Origin of the sequence: Gloeobacter kilaueensis JS1 (genome assembly GCF_000484535.1) — a bacterium.
GTDB classification, from domain to species: Bacteria; Cyanobacteriota; Cyanobacteriia; order Gloeobacterales; family Gloeobacteraceae; genus Gloeobacter; species Gloeobacter kilaueensis.
This window is the reverse complement of the sequence record NC_022600.1, coordinates 547,401-564,000: the sequence shown is the minus strand read 5'-3', so window position 1 is coordinate 564,000 and position 16,600 is coordinate 547,401. Positions and strand designations below refer to the sequence as shown.

The 16,600-nt window shown below is 62.7% G+C and carries 14 protein-coding genes; 8 read left to right on the top strand and 6 right to left on the bottom strand.

Features of this window, described 5'->3' with window-relative positions:
- Nucleotides 1-28 precede the first annotated feature (28 nt).
- Complete coding sequence (locus GKIL_RS02495; protein ID WP_023171795.1) at nt 29-3,601, bottom strand: WD40 domain-containing protein; 3,573 nt, start codon at nt 3,599-3,601, stop codon at nt 29-31.
- A gap of 132 nt (nt 3,602-3,733) precedes the next feature.
- On the opposite strand from GKIL_RS02495, the gene GKIL_RS02490 reads away from it, so the two are divergent.
- Together GKIL_RS02490 and fabG are read left to right on the top strand one after the other, a co-directional pair.
- A complete protein-coding gene (locus GKIL_RS02490) occupies nt 3,734-4,246 on the top strand; it encodes a hypothetical protein (RefSeq protein ID WP_023171794.1) in 513 nt (170 codons plus the stop codon).
- An 18-nt stretch (nt 4,247-4,264) separates the two neighbouring features.
- Nucleotides 4,265-4,960 carry a 3-oxoacyl-ACP reductase FabG gene (gene fabG / locus GKIL_RS02485; protein ID WP_023171793.1) on the top strand — a complete coding sequence of 232 codons (696 nt, stop codon included), beginning with the start codon at nt 4,265-4,267 and terminating at the stop codon, nt 4,958-4,960.
- A 36-nt stretch (nt 4,961-4,996) separates the two neighbouring features.
- On the opposite strand, the gene psb35 is transcribed toward fabG, so the two are convergent.
- Complete coding sequence (gene psb35, locus GKIL_RS25150) at nt 4,997-5,164, bottom strand: photosystem II assembly protein Psb35 (RefSeq protein WP_023171792.1); 168 nt, start codon at nt 5,162-5,164, stop codon at nt 4,997-4,999.
- 27 nt (nt 5,165-5,191) lie between these two features.
- Nucleotides 5,192-5,374, bottom strand: a complete 183-nt coding sequence (locus GKIL_RS02480; protein WP_023171791.1) for a chlorophyll a/b-binding protein — start codon at nt 5,372-5,374, stop codon at nt 5,192-5,194.
- Between the two features lie 271 nt (nt 5,375-5,645).
- On the opposite strand from GKIL_RS02480, the gene GKIL_RS02475 reads away from it, so the two are divergent.
- A complete protein-coding gene (locus GKIL_RS02475; RefSeq protein ID WP_023171790.1) occupies nt 5,646-7,982 on the top strand; it encodes a TonB-dependent receptor plug domain-containing protein in 2,337 nt (778 codons plus the stop codon).
- On the opposite strand, the gene GKIL_RS02470 is transcribed toward GKIL_RS02475, so the two are convergent.
- Nucleotides 7,979-8,584, bottom strand: coding sequence for a class I SAM-dependent methyltransferase (locus tag GKIL_RS02470; protein WP_041244264.1), 606 nt, complete (start codon nt 8,582-8,584; stop codon nt 7,979-7,981). The genes GKIL_RS02475 and GKIL_RS02470 overlap by 4 nt on opposite strands.
- Before the next feature lie 116 nt (nt 8,585-8,700).
- On the opposite strand from GKIL_RS02470, the gene hemB reads away from it, so the two are divergent.
- Both hemB and GKIL_RS02460 read left to right on the top strand, forming a co-directional pair.
- Nucleotides 8,701-9,687, top strand: coding sequence for a porphobilinogen synthase (hemB, locus tag GKIL_RS02465; protein WP_023171788.1), 987 nt, complete (start codon nt 8,701-8,703; stop codon nt 9,685-9,687).
- Between the two features lie 330 nt (nt 9,688-10,017).
- Entirely contained in the window at nt 10,018-10,524 is a 507-nt protein-coding gene (locus GKIL_RS02460; RefSeq protein ID WP_023171787.1) for a DUF3291 domain-containing protein, read from the top strand.
- A 122-nt stretch (nt 10,525-10,646) separates the two neighbouring features.
- On the opposite strand, the gene GKIL_RS02455 is transcribed toward GKIL_RS02460, so the two are convergent.
- Complete coding sequence (locus GKIL_RS02455; protein ID WP_023171786.1) at nt 10,647-11,306, bottom strand: Uma2 family endonuclease; 660 nt, start codon at nt 11,304-11,306, stop codon at nt 10,647-10,649.
- Between the two features lie 153 nt (nt 11,307-11,459).
- Here GKIL_RS02455 and GKIL_RS02450 point away from each other — a divergent pair, with 153 nt between their 5' ends.
- Complete coding sequence (locus GKIL_RS02450) at nt 11,460-12,050, top strand: Uma2 family endonuclease (RefSeq protein ID WP_023171785.1); 591 nt, start codon at nt 11,460-11,462, stop codon at nt 12,048-12,050.
- A gap of 13 nt (nt 12,051-12,063) precedes the next feature.
- On the opposite strand, the gene GKIL_RS02445 is transcribed toward GKIL_RS02450, so the two are convergent.
- The gene (locus GKIL_RS02445) at nt 12,064-12,762 is read right to left on the bottom strand and encodes an HAD family hydrolase (protein ID WP_041243668.1); all 699 of its coding nucleotides are present in this window, start codon (nt 12,760-12,762) and stop codon (nt 12,064-12,066) included.
- A gap of 118 nt (nt 12,763-12,880) precedes the next feature.
- Here GKIL_RS02445 and GKIL_RS02440 point away from each other — a divergent pair, with 118 nt between their 5' ends.
- Together GKIL_RS02440 and GKIL_RS02435 are read left to right on the top strand one after the other, a co-directional pair.
- The gene (locus tag GKIL_RS02440; protein WP_023171783.1) at nt 12,881-13,522 is read left to right on the top strand and encodes an L-threonylcarbamoyladenylate synthase; all 642 of its coding nucleotides are present in this window, start codon (nt 12,881-12,883) and stop codon (nt 13,520-13,522) included.
- Between the two features lie 124 nt (nt 13,523-13,646).
- Nucleotides 13,647-16,592: a tetratricopeptide repeat protein gene (locus GKIL_RS02435; RefSeq protein WP_023171782.1), complete on the top strand. Its 2,946-nt coding sequence runs from the start codon at nt 13,647-13,649 to the stop codon at nt 16,590-16,592.
- The last annotated feature ends 8 nt before the right edge of the window (nt 16,593-16,600 follow it).

The window sequence follows — 16,600 nt, the reverse complement described above, 5'->3', positions numbered from 1 at the left end:
ATCCCCCAACTTGTTCAGAAGTTCGCTTTTATAAGTTTCGAGGGGCTCCCGCTAGCCCCTCCACCGCGCCGAGGTCTTTTAGGAGGGCTCGCTGGCCACTACTCAGGCCGGTGGCTCCGGTAATGTCCATGCCCTCGTAGGGGCGTTCGGCCCGCAAAACGGCCACGCACTCGCCGGTGAGTACGTTCCAGCGCCGCACCGTCTCATCCTGGCTGCCGCTTATCAGCTCCCTACCGTCCGGGCTGAAGGCGATCGACCAGACCCAGCCGCCGTGGCCGTGCCAGACAGAGAGTAGCCGGCCATCCGCTACCTGCCAGAGGCGAATCGTGCGGTCCTCGTTGCCGGCGGCGATCATTCGCCCGTCCGGGCTGAAGGCGATCGACCAGATCCGGCTGCCGGGCGTTGCGGCCAGTTGATTAGGGGCACGACCGCCTTGTATCTCCCAGAGGCAGAGCGACTGGTCGTGTCCGGCGCTCGCGATGAGCCTGCCATCCGGGCTGAAGGCAACGGTCTGCACCCCGGCGCTGTGTCCTGCGAGCACCTGCAGGCACTGGCCGCTGGCACTGTCCCAGAGCCGCACCGTCCCGTCGATGCCGCCGGTGGCAAGCAGACAACTAGAGCGAGCGAAGGCGACGGTGAGCACCTCGCCAGTGTGGCCTTTGAGCAGCGCGGCGGGTGTACCGGCGGGTAGAGCCCAGAGCCGCACACTCCCGTCCGTACTGGCACTGGCAAGCAGCGATCCGTCGGGAGCAAAGGCGAGGGCCCGCCCCCAGCCTGTGTGGCCGCGCAGGATCCGCAGACACTCCAGTGTCTGGACATCCCAGAGGCGCACGCTGCGGTCGGTGCCGGTGCTGGCAAGCCAGTGTCCGGTTGGGCTGAAGGCAACGGCGAGCACCTCGTCGTCGTGCCCGGCCAGGATGGCAGGACGATCCCCCGGTCGCTGGGCTGCCCACAGCCGCACCTTGCGATCTTCGTGGGCACCGGCAAAGAGCGATCCATCCGGGCTACAGGCGACGGACCAGACAAAATTGGTGTAGCCCTGCAGCGTCCGCAGGCACTGGCCTTCCGGCAGCGCCCAGGTCTTGAGGGTGCGGTCGTCGCCGCTGGTGGCGATCGTTCGGCCATCGGCAGCACAGCCGATCGACCAGACGCGCCCGCTATGGACAGGCCAGAGGGCAAGACAGCGACCGCTCGCCACCTCCCACAACCGCACCGTCCGGTCCTCGCTGCCACTTGCGATCGTCTGGCCGTCGGGGGTAAAGCCCACGCAGAGCACCGCCGAGCGGTGGCCGCGCAAGAGCGACAGGCAGCTTTGCCGGGAGAGATCCCAGATCCGCAGCACGCCATCTTCACCGGCGCTGACGAGGTGCTTCGTCCGCCGGTCGAAGGCGAGGGAGCGTACCGCCCCGGTATGGGCGCGCAAGCGGGCGCGCAAGCGGGCGCTTGAAACGTCCCAAAGCCTGATGCTGCCATCGTCTGCGCCACCGGCGACGAGGGTATTGTTCAAAAAAACAACGCTCCAGACCCGTCCGGCCACGGGCAGGATGGCGCAACATTCGCCCGTCTCGATCTGCCAGAGCCGGATGCAGCGATCGGCCCCGGCACTGGCGAGCAGCGAACCGTCCGGGCTGAAGGCGACGGCGTACACCCAATCGGTGTGGCCTGTGAGCACCTGCCGGGAGCGCAGGTCGCGGGCGTCCCAGAGGCGGACGGTCCGATCGAAACTGCCGGAGGCCAGCGTGCGCCCGTCCGGACTGACAGCCACCGAGTAGACCCAGCTGGTGTGCTCGTCGCCCACCCGCAGCAGTTTGAGGTCCGCTGCCCGCCACAGCCGTACCCGGTTGGCCGTGTCGCCCGTCACCAGCGTCTGGCCATCCGGGTGAAAGCTGAGGGACAGCACGCTGCCCGTCGTCTCGGCAAACACCGAGCCGCTGAGATCTGTGTCTTTGAAGTTGACCTGGCGCAGATCCGCGTCCTTGAGAAAAGCCTGATGGATGGTCAGGCCCGAAAAATCCGCCCCAACCAGCGGCACTTTGAGCAGGCAGAGCAGGTTGAGCAGGTTGCCGGCGCTCTGGCCGACGCTGGTGCCCCCACTCTGCAGACTGGCGATGAGCGAGCGGAGGTGCCAACCAGCCTGAGCGCTGCTGCCAAAATCACTCACCAATTTTTGCGCCAGCGGTGCGAGCACCGCCTGGATCTGACAGTCGCGCACGTAGTCTTTGATCTGGGTCTGGACCAGGGCGTAGCGCTCAAGCCAGACGAATTGACCTCCCAGCAATTCTGCGTAGATGCCTTCTACCAGCTGGGCGACTGCGTATTCCAGCACCACCGGCGACAGCCGAAAACCGGACGCTTCGATTTCGATAAGGGAACGGCGGGCCAGGGCGTCGAGCGCCTCCAGCACGCGCGGGCGGCTGGCGGCAGGAACGATCGCCGCCTGCAGCGCCTCGGTACTCTGGGGTTCACGGCGCAGGGCGAGCCGGTGGAGAATCTGCTCTTCGAGAGCCGATAGACGGCCCAGTTGTTCGGCAAGCAGACTGTCGATGCCGCCGAAGACGACGACGCCCTGCTCCAAAAACGGCTCGATCTGCCCGGCGAACAGATCGCGGATCGTCGCCGAGGCGATCTTGAGGGCGAGGGGATTGCCGCCGTAGTGGGCAAACAAAGTCTGCCAGCCGCCGGCAAAGCCCGGATCGTGGCCACGGGCGGCGAGCATCTGCCGGGCGGCCTCCGCGTCCAGGCCGTTTAATTTTAAGCAGCGCACCGCCCGCGAATCGCCCTCCAGCACCGAGAGGCTGCGCGGTTTTTCACGGCTGGTGAGCAGGAGACTGCTGCGGTGCGGTTCCTCCGCCAGCCGCCGCAACAGCTCGGCGTAGCCCTCACAGCCCTCGCGGTAGTGCTCGCCGGTGTCGCCCTCGCACAGCACCGCCTCGAAGTTGTCGAGCACCAATAGACATCGGTGCTGCTTGAGAATTTCGACTAAAAGCGAGAGATCGTCCGTCGTCTCGGCGGCTCTGAGGGCAGTCGAAGCCGTCGATAAAAACTGGAGGATGCGGCTGAGCACCTCCTCGTAGCGGGGGGCGTTGCGCAGCGACTGCCAGTAGAGATATTCAAAGTCACCCTTGACCTGTTCGGCCAGTTTCGCGGCCAGAGCCGTCTTGCCCATACCGCCCATGCCTGTGAGGACGACAAGGCGGCAGCGCTCGCGGCAGAGCCAGCGCCCGAGCAGGCTTAACTCCTCACTTCTGCCATAAAAGATCGCTACGTCCGGCGCATCCCCCCAGTGCCACTGCGGGGGCAGGCTGAGGGCCGCTGTCGGCGACGGCAGCGGTTTGGGCTGCGCCTGGGGAACGAGCATCAGGTGGACATTCTTTTTGCTCACCCGCTCCCCCAGAGCCTGGGAGAGCGCCTGCCACAGTTTGGAGCCGGCATCTTTGAGGTAGCCGGGGTCGTAGCCGTGCCGCTCGGCGATTTCTGGATAGGTCAGCCCATCCCACGCCTGGCGCAAAATCAACTCCTGAACAGCACTCAGGCGCTTCTGGCCCAATAGCTCGCAGGCAACGACCAGGGCTGTCTCAACCGGCACCGATCCGGAGGGCATGACCGCTTCTTTTCACGGTTTCCTTTTACTCTTAGCACATAGGTTCTCCGTAAACATTTCATGCTAACCGGGGCCGCAGGGTCCGCACCGCTGGATACTCGAAAATGGAATGTCCTTACTCTGGCCAGAAGGATGCAAACACGTTCAAATAGAACAGCCGGGGGCACCGTCCTGGTTCTTGTTGCGAGCGCTCTGGCGGCTCCGGGTTTGCGGGCTGCCCCCTCCGAGCCCCTTACCCTCTCGGCCTACGCCACAATCGAGGCGGGTAGCTACGCGGGCCAGGCAGTCTTGAACGCCCCTGCCTGCGCTGCCGGATCGAGCTTCGTGGCTCAGCAGTTGCAGGTGGCTCCCACCCTTGAGACCGCCCGCAGCGTCGAGAATATGCCCGAGTGGATTGTCAGCCTGCAGATGCGTCCCCGCTATCGTTCAGCAGATAGGACTGGCGAGGCGGTCGAATACAATTTATTCGGCCACGGCCTGCAGTCGCTCTCGGACGTTCTGCCGCCAGGCCAGCAGCCGCTCACCGACATCCAACCGGCGATCGGCCAGCGGGGTATTCCTGTCATCGTCAGTGCCCTGCGCACACCTGTGCCCCGCACGCTGACCTTCGCGGTGCATCTAAGCGGCAGTTGCGCCCCATCTTGAAAGAAGGAGAAATCGAGAATGCAGGGCAAACAGGTACTGCTCACCGGCGGCACGGGCGGTCTGGGGTTGGGCGTCGCTTTGGCGGTGCTCGAACGGGGCGGCTGGCTGACGATTCCTTATATTGAGCAGCGGGAAGTCGAGCGGTTCAAAAGCCACCTCTCCCCGGCCCAGTGGACGCGGGTGCGGCTCGTCGAAGCGAATCTGACCGACGAGGGGAGCGTCGAAAATCTGGTCGCCTCGATGGAGCGGGTCGATGTCTTGATCCATCTGGTCGGCGGCTTCAGCATGGGACCGACGGCCCAGTACAGCTACGCCGACTGGCAGCACAACTTCGAGCTGAACCTGTCCACTACTTTTTTAGTGTCCAAGCACTGCCTTGCCCGGATGCTGCCGCAAAACTATGGCCGCATTGTCACGGTCGGTTCGCGGGGTGCTGTGGAACCGGCGGCGCAACTGGCCGCTTACTCGGCGGCAAAAGCCGGGGTCGTCGCCTTTACCAGAGCAATCGCCGCTGAAACCAAAGGCACAGGCATCACAGCAAACACGGTCCTGCCCAGCATCATCGACACACCAGCCAACCGGGCAGCGATGGGCGAGCAGAACGCCTCGAAGTGGGTCACCCCCGCCTCCCTCGCTGAGGTCATCTGCTTTCTCGCCTCCGAGGCCGCTGCGGATGTGAGCGGTGCAGCGGTGCCCGTCTACGGCGGCAGTTGAGCGCTCAACTTTTGCCCAGTACAGCAAATAGCAGCATCACTCAGCGCCGGTCGTCTGGATCTGCGCCACCCCGAGCTTTTTGACCCAGCCCGGCGTCTCGGCGTTTTCCCAGCCCGCCGGACGCTTGGAAGCGTACCAGGCCAGCGATCCGAGAACGACGCAGGCGATGAAACCGACAGTCAGCAGTCCAAAGTACAGAAGCATTATTGACCTCGAAAATCAGGTGAAAGCTCAGCGGGGCAAAAGATGGAGAACATCGCGCAGGACGCTCGCCCCGGCTAGATCCCACAGCACATAGGCAACAAACCCAATCATCGCGAGCCGCCCGTTCCAGATCTCAGCTTGGGGAGTAAAGCCCGTAAGCCAGGCATTGCGATCCTGTCCGTTCGTCTCGGTGCTCGAATTGCGAGTCATGATTCTGCCCCTGAAATATTAATTAACGCTTTGTAACACAACTTAACTATACTGCAGCTCGACGAAGCCTGTCTATCCCCGCCGGGGGTATACGGGAGAGAAAGGACGAAGAAAATACAACTTCTCTCAGCAATGCGGCAGTGATTCTGGCCCGATGGGGGCTGGCGTGAGATGGGTGAGTATTTGTTGTGAGGAAACACGGATCCCCCAGGGGGGCATATCGCGTTAAGAAGGTTTGTGCTGAAAATCTTCCTACATAGGGAAGTTCATCATGTTTAACAGTCGCCTTGTCCTGCTCGTGCTCGGCTGCAGTGGATTGGCCGCGATGCCGCTTCTGGCTGAGCCGACAGAAGTGGCTCTCACCAAAAAAGCGGATCTTCTTGTGCCCACCAGTGCCCGCCTGCTCAGCGATCCGCTGCTTGCTCAGCAGCCAGTATTGAAGACAACGGGAGCCGACTCCAGCGGCGGCAATTATCTGCTCGACGAGGTGACGGTGACCAGCAACCGCCGAGCGGTCAGACTCAAGGACACCTCCAGCACGGTCTACATCGTCGATCGCAAGGAGCTGGAGCGCAAGGGGGCCAACAGCGTCGGCGAGGCGATCCGGGGGGTGCCAGGGGTACAGAGCAATCTGTTTGGTGCCGGGTCGGACGTACACGGCAACTACTTTGTGCGCGGCCTGCCCAATTCTGGCCTGGGCATCCTGGTGGATGGCCGACTGATTACCAACCTCAACCAGGAACACTTCGACCTGGCGGATCTGCCAGTTTATAACGTCGAGCGCGTCGAGGTCTTGACCGGCAGCGGAGCGACGCTCTACGGCTCCAACGCCGTAGGCGGCGTGGTAAACGTGATTACCCGCCAGCCCACCAAACCGCTCGAAGGCGAGATCAAAGTCGAATTTGGCAGCTACGGCTACAGCAACTACATCCTCAACTACAGCGGCAAGACCGACCAGCTGGGCTATCACTTTGGCTACCGCCAGTTTGACACCAGCAACGACTACTACTACGAGGTGCCGCGTCCGGGGCGGTTGTTTACCGGCGTGCGGCCCAACGGCTACGTCCACGCCAAGTACTACGACCTCAACTTGAGCTACGACTTCGACGATCGCAACCGGCTCCGGCTCGACAGCTACCTGCGCGGCGTCACCAAGGGCGTCGCCCCCTTCTCGATCGTCAATCCCGATCTGCCGCTGGTGGACCCGGTGACGGGCGAGCAGCAATTTGAACTGACCCGCCTCAACAACCAGGCCCACGGCATTGCCCTTACCTACGACAGCAAACTCGGCCAGGGCAACGACTCCGAGTTGCAGGTGATGGCGGCGATCGACCGCAATCTGGTAGTCGAAGCTTCAGCCACCGACCCAGCCGACCTCGGCACCTACACCGACGTGTCTGCCCTCAACATCCAGATCCGCCACAACTGGCAGCTCAACCCGAGCAACAACCTCACCTACGGCTTCGATTACATCCGCGAATTTGGTCGCTCAGGAGCCAACGACAACAGCATCTTCAACTTCGACACCGCCGCCGCCCGCCCCGCCTTCTTTGCGCTCTACACCTGGAAGCCCTTTGAGCCGCTCTTGCTCACCGTCGGCGCACGCGAGACCTTCCCCGACCCGATTACCGCCAAAGGTCTGGTGCGCAGCATCCCCGGCTCCTTCGATCCGAGCCTGGGTATCCGCTATCAGATTGCGCCGGGCCTGGCGGTGCGCGCCAACTTTCAGCAGGTCTACCGCGCTCCCAACTTCAACGACCTGTTCGGTCGCACCACCCACATCGGCAATCCTTTTTTAGATCCTGAGACCGGCACCGCCTACGACATCGGCCTCGACTGGCAGACCGGCAACACCAGCTTGCTGCGCCTCACCTACTTTCATTCAGATATCAGCAATCTGGTGGACTATCTGCTGGTGCGCAACTCCTGTGCTGCCAATGGCCTTGCGGACAATGCGCCCGAGTGCGCAAACAACCTCATCACCGAGGCCAACCCCAACGGCAAATACGACAACGACCCGCGCACCAACGCCCAGCGCTTCCGGGTGGGCTACCCGTCCGTCAGCACCTCCGGCATCGAGGCTGCCTTCAACTGGCAATTTGCCCCGAGCTGGTCGGTCTTTGCCACCGAGACGCTTACCGACTCGCGGGTGGTGCAGCCTCCCAGCGCCCAGATCACCGACTCGCAACTGCAGCAGATCGGTGTGATCAACGGCTCGAACGAGGGCTTCTATAGAGTCGATGAAGGCGAGCGCAACGCCCTCATCCAGACCCAGTATCCGCTCGTTCCCTTCTCCACCACCCGCCTCGGCTTCAACTACGAAGACCCGAATGGCCTGCGGGTGAGTCTTTTTGGCAACATCTCCGGCGGCAGGTCCGTCGATGTCAACCATGTCGGCCCCTTCGACACCACCCATCCGGCCCGCCTGCCCCCCGGCTCGCTCTTGCCCGGCTACACCACCCTCGAACTCACCTTCGGTGTGCCCCTGGGCAATACGCTCACCCTCACGGGCTACCTCGACAATCTGCTGGGCACCTACTACGAGCGCTCCTACGGCAACGCCGGACCGGGCTTTAACTTTCGCCTCGGCCTGGCAAGCAAGTTTTAACTCACAAAGACGCTGAGCAGGGCCGGAAAGAGGGTGCGGTGGGCGGTGCAAAAAAGTTCGGCCTCGCCTGCCAGTTGCTGCCGCAGGGCCGGGCTGTAGAGCCTGAGCCCGCCGGGCGTCACCGGCACCAGCAACTCACCCGTCCGGTTGCCGACGCTCAGATCGAGCCAGTAAAAATGTCCGCCAGGCCGCAGGACGCGGCGGATCTGCTGGAGGACCGCCTCCGGATACGGATAGTGCTGAAAGCTGAAGGTGCAGAAGACCACATCGAAAGTGGCGTCCGCAAAAATCAGCCTCTCCGCCTTGCCCTGGACGAACTGCAGCCGCTCTGGGCAGGGGTTGCGCTGTTGGGCCTGCTGGATCATCGCCTCCGACAGGTCCACTCCGATTCCCCTTAGAGCGGTCTCGCGGGCGGCCAGCCGTTCGAGCAGCCGTCCGGTGCCGCAGCCCAGATCGAGGACGGTGGCTTCCGGCATTGGCGGAACCCAGGCAAGCAACCGCCGATGCAGCCACCAGTAGGCCCAGCCGGTGAGCACCGAGTCGTAACGCGCCGCCCAGCGATCGAAGTAACGCGCCTTGGGGCCGAATCTGTCTTTGTCCACGGTGCCTTTCCAGTTCGACAGCCTCCCCCTGCCGATCATTACAGGCGCAATCGCCGCTCTGAGCAAGACCTCCAGGTAGGGTGTTAAGGTGAGCAGGAGTATCAGGAGAGTCCGCCATGTATCCGTCCGTCCGCCCGCGTCGCCTGCGCACCTCGCCTGTGCTGCGCCGGATGGTGCGCGAAAATCACCTGCGCACCGACGATCTGGTCAGCCCGATTTTTGTCGTGCCCGGCAGCGGCTTTGCCCGCGAGGTGAGTTCGATGCCCGGCGTCTTCCAGCTCTCGATCGACAAAGCCGTCGAAGAAGCGCGCGAAGTGCTGGATCTGGGCATTCCGTCGGTGATTCTTTTTGGCATCCCCGAGCAGAAGGACGCCGGTGCAACCGGAGCCTGGCACGACCACGGCATCGTTCAGCAGGCGAGCAGTGCCCTTAAAGAAGCGCTGCCGCAACTGGTGGTGATCGCCGACACCTGCCTGTGCGAGTACACGGACCACGGCCACTGCGGCGTGATCGCCGAGGCGGACGCGGTAGGCCACGTCCTCAACGATCCGACTCTAGAACTGTTGGGCAGGACAGCCGTCGCCCAGGCCCAGGCAGGAGCAGACATCATCGCTCCTTCTGGGATGATGGACGGCATGGTGCGGGCGATCCGCACCGCCCTCGACGAGGCTGGTTTTACCGACACTCCCGTCCTTTCTTACGCCGCCAAGTACGCCTCGGCCTACTACGGTCCATTTCGGGATGCCGCCGAATCGACACCGCAGTTTGGCGACCGGCGCACCTACCAGATGGACCCAGCCAACAGCCGCGAGGCGCTCAAAGAAGTCGCCCTCGACGTTGCCGAGGGAGCCGACATGCTGATGGTCAAACCAGCCCTCGCCTACCTCGACATCATCCAGCAGGTGAAAGCGGCGACCAACCTGCCTCTAGCCGCCTACAACGTCTCGGGCGAGTACGCGATGGTCAAAGCCGCCAGCCTCAATGGCTGGATCGATGAAGAGCGGGTGGTACTCGAAACGCTCCTATCTATGAAGCGGGCCGGCGCAGATCTGCTCCTCACCTACCACGCCAAGGACGCAGCCCGCTGGCTTGCCCGCAGTTAAATCGGCTCTGGTTGCAAATTCAAACTGCTAAGTAACCGAAGGTCATTCAACGTCAGCTCCAAGCAGCCCTACGTCCCTTGCAGCAGAAGAAAAATAAGTCGAGTCTGCAACTGACTTCACCCATCCCCTCTGCAGCCCAGTTACAGTGAACCCCCCCTCTTCTCCTCTGCCCAGCGGGGCAGGGGAGGAGAGCGGGGGGCAGGGGGGGTGTGGAGGGGTGGGGACGGTTTTAGAAGTACTCAAAAATCCGCTTCCCCCACTCCAGCCCAAAACCTTATGCTTATCTAGCTCCATCTACTTAGAGTAGCTCTCGATCTGGGAAACACAGCTATGCAATCCCACAGGTACCATCTGGCCCAGTTCAACATTGGACGGATGAAAGGGAGCCTCGATTCGCCGGTGATGGCGGACTTTGTCGCTCGCCTTGACGAAATCAACGCCCTCGCCGATGCTTACTCCGGCTTCATCTGGCGATTGAGGACCGAAGCCGGCGATGCCACTGCCATGCGCCCCTACCAGGACGATCGAATCATTGTCAACCTTTCTGTCTGGCAGGGCCTGGATGCACTGCGCGAATATGTCTACCGCAGCCTGCATAGCGAAGTCATGCGGCGACGCCGCGAATGGTTTGAACGCATGGAAGCCTCGTACTACGTTCTATGGTGGATTCCTGCAGGCCATATTCCTTCGGTGGCGGAGGCCAAAGAACGCCTGGAGTACCTGCAGATAATGGGCGAGAGCGCACACGCTTTCACGTATTCTCATCCTTCTCCACCTCCCGACCATCTCACAGAAACGGATTTGAACTCGTTGCGCGATGAGTGCCCGAGCGTCTGATCTGGTTGCCAGTTCAGACGTTGTTTATCGTCCGATAGGACAGGTTTTGAGTGGATGGGGGTTTGTGCTTCCGGTGCCAGCAAAGGTACAGATATCGCCGCACATCGATGGCCACTGCACAGTTACTTGACAATCTGCCCAGCAAACCAGGCGGCTACAGCCGTGTTCGTACTCTCCCCCAGCCGCTGCAACGCTTCTGCCAGTAGCCCAACGGGAAGACCAGCGAGGGCGCTGGAAGTGTCGATAGCCTGATACTGTCCGTTTGCTTGCAATTGAAAAGCGAACACGCGCTGTCCCTGCACATCCACCACCCAATACTCCGCTATGCCGAGAGCGGCGTACAGGTGCTTCTGTTCGTCGAGGTCCGAAGCCAGGGTGGTGTCGGATACTTCTCCGACCAGATCAGGGACGCGGGTGCGGTCGAGATCAACCCAGCGCGGCCTGCCCGGCTCCCAGCGCGGATACTCAGCTCCTCTGTAAAGCACCAGATCCGGCGCAGCGGCTTGAGTTTCAGGCTTCTCCAGCAGGCAGCGGCCCAGGGAGGTGAACGTCTCCTCCGGGTGCTGAATGGCCCAGAAGGTGAGCAGCATCGTGAACAGGTCACATACCGCCGCGTGATTGATACCTTCTCCGCCCATCTCCACCCACATCCAGCCACAATCGAAGGCCAGTTTCATCCGCTCCTGCACCGGAGCATCGCGTAGAGCTATATATTCCTGCCAGCTTGCTCGCGTCCACTGGCGCAGCGGTGGACTCACCTGCAGGGGAGAAATAGCCGTCATGGTGTGGCCTTCGTGCGATGTCCCATTGTACGGGTGGACAGACAGCTACAGCATTGCAACCGCTTTCACAAGAAGCGCGGGCTGGATAGTAAGGAACGGGCAAAACCCCTACAGAGGCCGGATACGATAAAGGCGTCTATCGAGGGTCGCTCCATGACTTTACTGACTCTCCCTCTGGTTCTGGATATGAGCGGGGTGCAGCTGAGCGATGAGCAGTTCTACCAACTCTGTCTCAGCAATCCCGACATTCCCCTCGAACGCGATGCCAGAGGAGCCTTGATTGTCATGGCACCCGTCGGTGGAAATAGTGGCAGTCGTGAACTGGAATTTGGCATCGACCTCGGGCTCTGGAACCGGCGCACGCGGTTGGGGACGGTTTTCAGCTCCTCAACACTATTCCGGCTACCGAACGGTGGCGATCGTTCCCCAGATGCGGCCTGGGTAGAGCAGTCGCGCTGGCTGGCCCTGAGTCCGGAAGACCGTCAGAAGTTTCCACCGATCGCCCCAGATTTTGTCATGGAGCTGCGCTCACGCACCGACTCACTGGAATGGTTGCATTCAAAGATGCAGGAATACATGGACAGCGGCGTGCGACTGGGCTGGCTATTCAATCCCCAGGCACAGCAGGTCGAAATTTATCGTCCGGGGGTGCCGTCGGAGGTCCGCTCCCTGCCCACCGAACTTTCCGGTGAATCGGTCTTACCGGGTTTTCTGCTGACTGTGGCTCGCTTCAAGGAAGAATAGGTCGATCGACCCTTCAGGCAGGACTGCTGCTCAAGACGGCTTCCAGCACCTGATTGGTAGCGGATAGATCGGCGAAGGTGTGATCCGGGTCGTGGGCGGCGAGGTCGGTCTGGCTGAAGCGGCCAGTGGCGACGGCGATCGAATGCACACCCAGGTGGCGGCCACAGAGGATGTCGTTGGGCGTGTCGCCGATGATCACGATGTCTTTGCCGCTGAAAGCTTTGCCGGTCTTTTCGTGGGCCGCTTTGAGGGCAATGTCCGGCAGCAGACAGCGCTCCGGCGATTCATCGCCAAAAGCGCCCAACTGAAAGTGATCGATAAGGTCCACCCGGCGCAATTTGAGCCAGGCAGCCGCTTCGACGTTGCCGGTGAGCAGGCCGACGAGGACTTCGGGCCTCTGGCTGAGGGCACCGAGCAGTTCTGGGATGCCTGAGTAGACGTGGGGTTCGACGGCGGCGAGGGCCGGTCCGAAGCGTTCGATATAGCGCCGCCAGATTTCAGGTAAAAGCGGCAGTGCCTCGGCAGCCGGTACACCCACCCGCGCCACCAGCTCGATGACGATCTGGGTGTCGGTCTTGCCGCTCATCGAGTAGCCGTCTACAGGAATCGTCTGGGAGAACACCTCCTCCAGTGCCGCGAGCAGCGAGCGCGAACCCGCGCCGTGGACGTTCAAGATCGTTCCGTCGATGTCAAACAGCACAAGTTTGCCCATGCCCGGCATCGTGACACAAGCAGGCCGCGCTCCACAAGTGCGTTCCCATACCCCGGTGGGGTTTCACTGGCTCGCTCCATCCCGCATACTGAAGTTCGGCAGGCCGAGCAGATCGTCTATGGCGCGCACGTACTATCTCCATCCCAAAGATCCCCAGCCCGACCGCCTCGACAGGATCGTCCAGGCGCTGAGAGCCGGAGCGGTGATTCTTTATCCCACCGACACGGCCTACGCGATCGGCTGCGATCTGGCGAGCAAAGCAGCGATCGAGCGGGTGCAGCGCATCAAGCGCCTGAGCAACAACAAGCCGCTGACATTTTTGTGCCCGTCGCTCTCGAACGTGGCCACCTACGCCCGCGTCAGCGACAGCGCCTACCGCCTGATGCGCCACCTCATCCCTGGCCCCTACACGTTCTTGCTCCCGGCCACCAGGGTGCTGCCAAAGATGGTGCTCGATCCAAAGCGGCGCACCACCGGCATCCGGGTGCCTGACAACCGCCTGTGCCAGGCATTGCTTGCGGGGCTGGCCAATCCGCTCATCTCGACGACTGCCCGACTCAGCGACGGCAGCGCGGCACAGTACGACTACGAACTGTTTGAATCGCTCGATCCGCTGGTGGATCTGATCCTTGAAATCGATCCGATCGCTGCCCCACCGACCACCCCCGGCCAGGTATCGACGGTGATCGACCTGACGGGCGATGAACCGGTGATCGTGCGCGAGGGACTGGGCTGGGAGCGGGCCGCCGCATTTGTTTAATCGCCTGTTTAATCGCCGCCGCTCGCCGCAGATGGTGCAATAGAACTGCATGAATAGCTGCAGAACCCTCTAATTTCTACCAGCACCTTCGATCGCCGAAGACCCCAACTCCCCGAACGCGTCAATGTCCAAAAAATTCTCCCTCGCGCTGGTGCTGGCATCGGTGCTCGGTTTCCTCCCTTTCTCTATTTCGCCTGCCGGATGCCAGCAATTGCCCCTTTCTCCCGAGCGGCAGCAGGCTCTGAGTTCAGGCGAGCAGGCCCAGAAATTGCTCGACGCCGGTAAGTACGGCGAGGCGCTGCCGCTTGCCCAGCAATCCCTCGCACTCTGGGAGAAGACTGCCGGTTCCAGTTCGCTCGAAGTGGCCACCGCCTTGCGCCTGGTGGGTCTATTGCACTATCAGCAGGGCCGCTACGCCGAGGCGGAACCTTTTTTGCAGCGCGCCCTCACGATTCGTACCGCGCTGCTTGGGCCGGAGGATCCGGCGGTCGGTCAGATGTATAACAACCTCGGCAACCTTTATATGGAGGCGGGCCAATACGCCCAGGCCGAAACATTTCACCGGCGCGCCATCGCCATCCGCACAAAGGCTTTCGGACCGGAGCACCTGGATGTGGCCCGCAGCTACAACAATCTGGCCAATACGTACTCCTCGGCGGGCCAATACGCCCAGGCAGAAGCAGCCTACCTGCGCGCCCTCGCGATCCGCCAGAAAGTGCTGGGGCCGGACAACCCGGAGATCGCCCAGACCCTCGACAATCTCGGACTGCTCTACAAAGAACAGGGCCGCTACACCGAAGCAGAAGCCCTCTGCCGGCAGGGGCTTGCCCTGCGGGAGGCAGCCCTGGGCAGCGACCACCCCGACGTGGCCAACAGCCTCAACAACCTGGCGGGCGTCTATTATCTGGAGGGCAATTACCCACAGGCTGAAGCGCTGTTCGAGCGGGCTCTGGTGATCTGGCAACAGGCGATTGGCCCCGAGAGCGGCCTGGTCGCCCGCGTGCTCAACAACCTGGCGCTTCTGTACGAAGATCAAGGAGACTACAGCCGGGCAGAACCCCTCTACCGCCGTTCCCTTGCGATCAAAGAAAAAGCACTCGGAGCCGAGCACCCGGTCGTCGCCTCCAGCCTGTTCAACCTGGCGAGCCTGACTGAAAAAGAAGGCAACTCTGCGGAAGCGGAGCGGCTGTACCGGCGCGCCATGGCAATCTCCGAAAAAGCGGTCGGCCCCCAGAGTCCCGACGTGGCCCGCAGCCTCGACAACCTGGCGGACCTCTACCGCGACCGGGGCGAGTATGCAAGAAGTGAGCGCCTGTACCGGCGCGCCCTCAGTATCCGCGAAGCAACTTTAGGCGCTTTTCACCCCGAGCTGAGCAACACGCTGACTGGCATGGCGATTCTGGCGGCCAGAAAGGGCGATCCGGCCCAATCCAGGCAACTGCTTGCCCGCAGCCTCGATATTCAGGAGCACAACCTGGCCCTCACCCTCGCCTCCGGCTCCGAGGCCCAGAAGCGCGCTTACCTCGCCACCTTCGCAGAGTCACTGGATGTTGCCCTCTCGCTGCACCTGCAGAACGCACCGAAGGACAGCAGATGGGCCAGGCTGGCGCTCACCACCCTCCTGCGGCGCAAGGGCCGGGTGCTGGAGGCGACGAGCGGCAACATGGTCGTTCTGCGCCGGCACCTCAATCCACCGGAGCAATCGCTGCTCGACGAACTGAACGACACCCGCAGCCAGCTTGCTACCCTCACCTTTGCGGGCTTCGGGGGCAGCAATCCGCCCGCCCAGTACAAGGCCCAACTCGCCTCCCTCCAGGCGCGCACCGAAGAGCTGGAAGCAACGCTCAGCCGCCGCAGCGCCCTCTTCGAGAGCGAGTCCGTCCCAGCCACGACCGAGGCGGTGCAGGGACAGATCCCCGCCGGTACGCTTCTTGTCGAGCTGGCGCGCTATCGGCCCCTCAACCTGAGAGCCACCCGGCTTTCTGAGCGCTTCGCTCCCCCCCGCTACGCCGCCTACCTGCTCGATCGCCGGGGCCGGTTGCGCTGGGCAGACCTGGGCGATGCGGCGTCGATCGAGGCGGCGATCGCCGCTTTTCGCGACGCCGTGCGGGACCGCACGCTGGCGGTGGAGCGATTAAAGCCGGCTGCGGCGCGGCTGGCCCGGCTCCTCGTCCAGCCTCTGGAGCGCGAACTGCGAGCAGTGCAGCAGGTGCTCATCGCCCCTGACAGCCAGTTGAATCTGGTGCCCTTCGCCGCCCTGGTCGATGGTGAGAACCACTTTCTGGTGGAGCGCTACAGCTTCGATTACCTGGGCTCCGGACGCGACCTGCTGCGGCTGGCCCACCTTTCGCATTCCCAGCAACCGCCGCTCATCGTCGCCAACCCCGACTTCGAGCAGGACAGCCAATCGACGACGCAACCGGCCTCTGCCACCAACCTGCGATCGATCGATCTGGCGAAGTTGCACTTTGTCGCTCTACCCGCCAGCCGCGAGGAGGCCGCCGCCATCGCCGCCCAACTGCCTGCCGCCCAACTGCTGAGCGGCCCTGCCGCTACCGAAAGTGCGATCAAGCAGGTGCATGGCCCGCGCATCCTGCACATCGCCACCCACGGCTTTTTTCTGGGAGCCTCCCGCCGGGTCGAAAACCCGCTGTTGCGCTCGGGGCTCGCCCTCGCCGGATTCAACACCCGCAAGAGCGGCAGCGACGACGGCGTGCTCACCGCCCTCGAAGTGTCTGGCCTGGACCTGCAGGGGACCCAACTGGTCGTTCTTTCTGCCTGCGATACCGGACTGGGGGAGGTGGCGGACGGCGAGGGCGTCTACGGCCTGAAGCGGGCACTCACCCTGGCGGGGGCAGAAAGTCAGTTGCTGAGCCTCTGGAAGGTGGCGGACGAGCCGACGAAGGCGCTGATGGTAGATTACTACCGCCAGCTCAGCTTGCAGGCGGGCCGCGCTGCTGCGCTGCGCACCGCCCAGTTGCGGATGCTGGGGAGCAGGGAGTACGCCCATCCTTTTTATTGGGCGGCGTTCATCCCTTCCGGAGACTGGCGGCCAGTCGGCGATCTCTGACGCTGCCC

Bases quoted from the DNA above. Each gene is read 5' to 3' on its own strand.
- GKIL_RS02460 (WP_023171787.1), top strand. From the start codon at position 10,018: ATGCAATCCCACAGGTACCATCTGGCCCAGTTCAACATTGGACGGATG.
- GKIL_RS02440 (WP_023171783.1), top strand. From the start codon at position 12,881: ATGGCGCGCACGTACTATCTCCATCCCAAAGATCCCCAGCCCGACCGC.
- GKIL_RS02435 (WP_023171782.1), top strand. From the start codon at position 13,647: ATGTCCAAAAAATTCTCCCTCGCGCTGGTGCTGGCATCGGTGCTCGGT.
- hemB (WP_023171788.1), top strand. From the start codon at position 8,701: ATGTATCCGTCCGTCCGCCCGCGTCGCCTGCGCACCTCGCCTGTGCTG.
- GKIL_RS02455 (WP_023171786.1), bottom strand. From the start codon at position 11,306: ATGACGGCTATTTCTCCCCTGCAGGTGAGTCCACCGCTGCGCCAGTGG.
- fabG (WP_023171793.1), top strand. From the start codon at position 4,265: ATGCAGGGCAAACAGGTACTGCTCACCGGCGGCACGGGCGGTCTGGGG.
- GKIL_RS02475 (WP_023171790.1), top strand. From the start codon at position 5,646: ATGTTTAACAGTCGCCTTGTCCTGCTCGTGCTCGGCTGCAGTGGATTG.
- GKIL_RS02490 (WP_023171794.1), top strand. From the start codon at position 3,734: ATGCAAACACGTTCAAATAGAACAGCCGGGGGCACCGTCCTGGTTCTT.
- GKIL_RS02450 (WP_023171785.1), top strand. From the start codon at position 11,460: ATGACTTTACTGACTCTCCCTCTGGTTCTGGATATGAGCGGGGTGCAG.
- GKIL_RS02495 (WP_023171795.1), bottom strand. From the start codon at position 3,601: ATGCCCTCCGGATCGGTGCCGGTTGAGACAGCCCTGGTCGTTGCCTGC.
- GKIL_RS02445 (WP_041243668.1), bottom strand. From the start codon at position 12,762: ATGGGCAAACTTGTGCTGTTTGACATCGACGGAACGATCTTGAACGTC.
- psb35 (WP_023171792.1), bottom strand. From the start codon at position 5,164: ATGCTTCTGTACTTTGGACTGCTGACTGTCGGTTTCATCGCCTGCGTC.
- GKIL_RS02480 (WP_023171791.1), bottom strand. From the start codon at position 5,374: ATGACTCGCAATTCGAGCACCGAGACGAACGGACAGGATCGCAATGCC.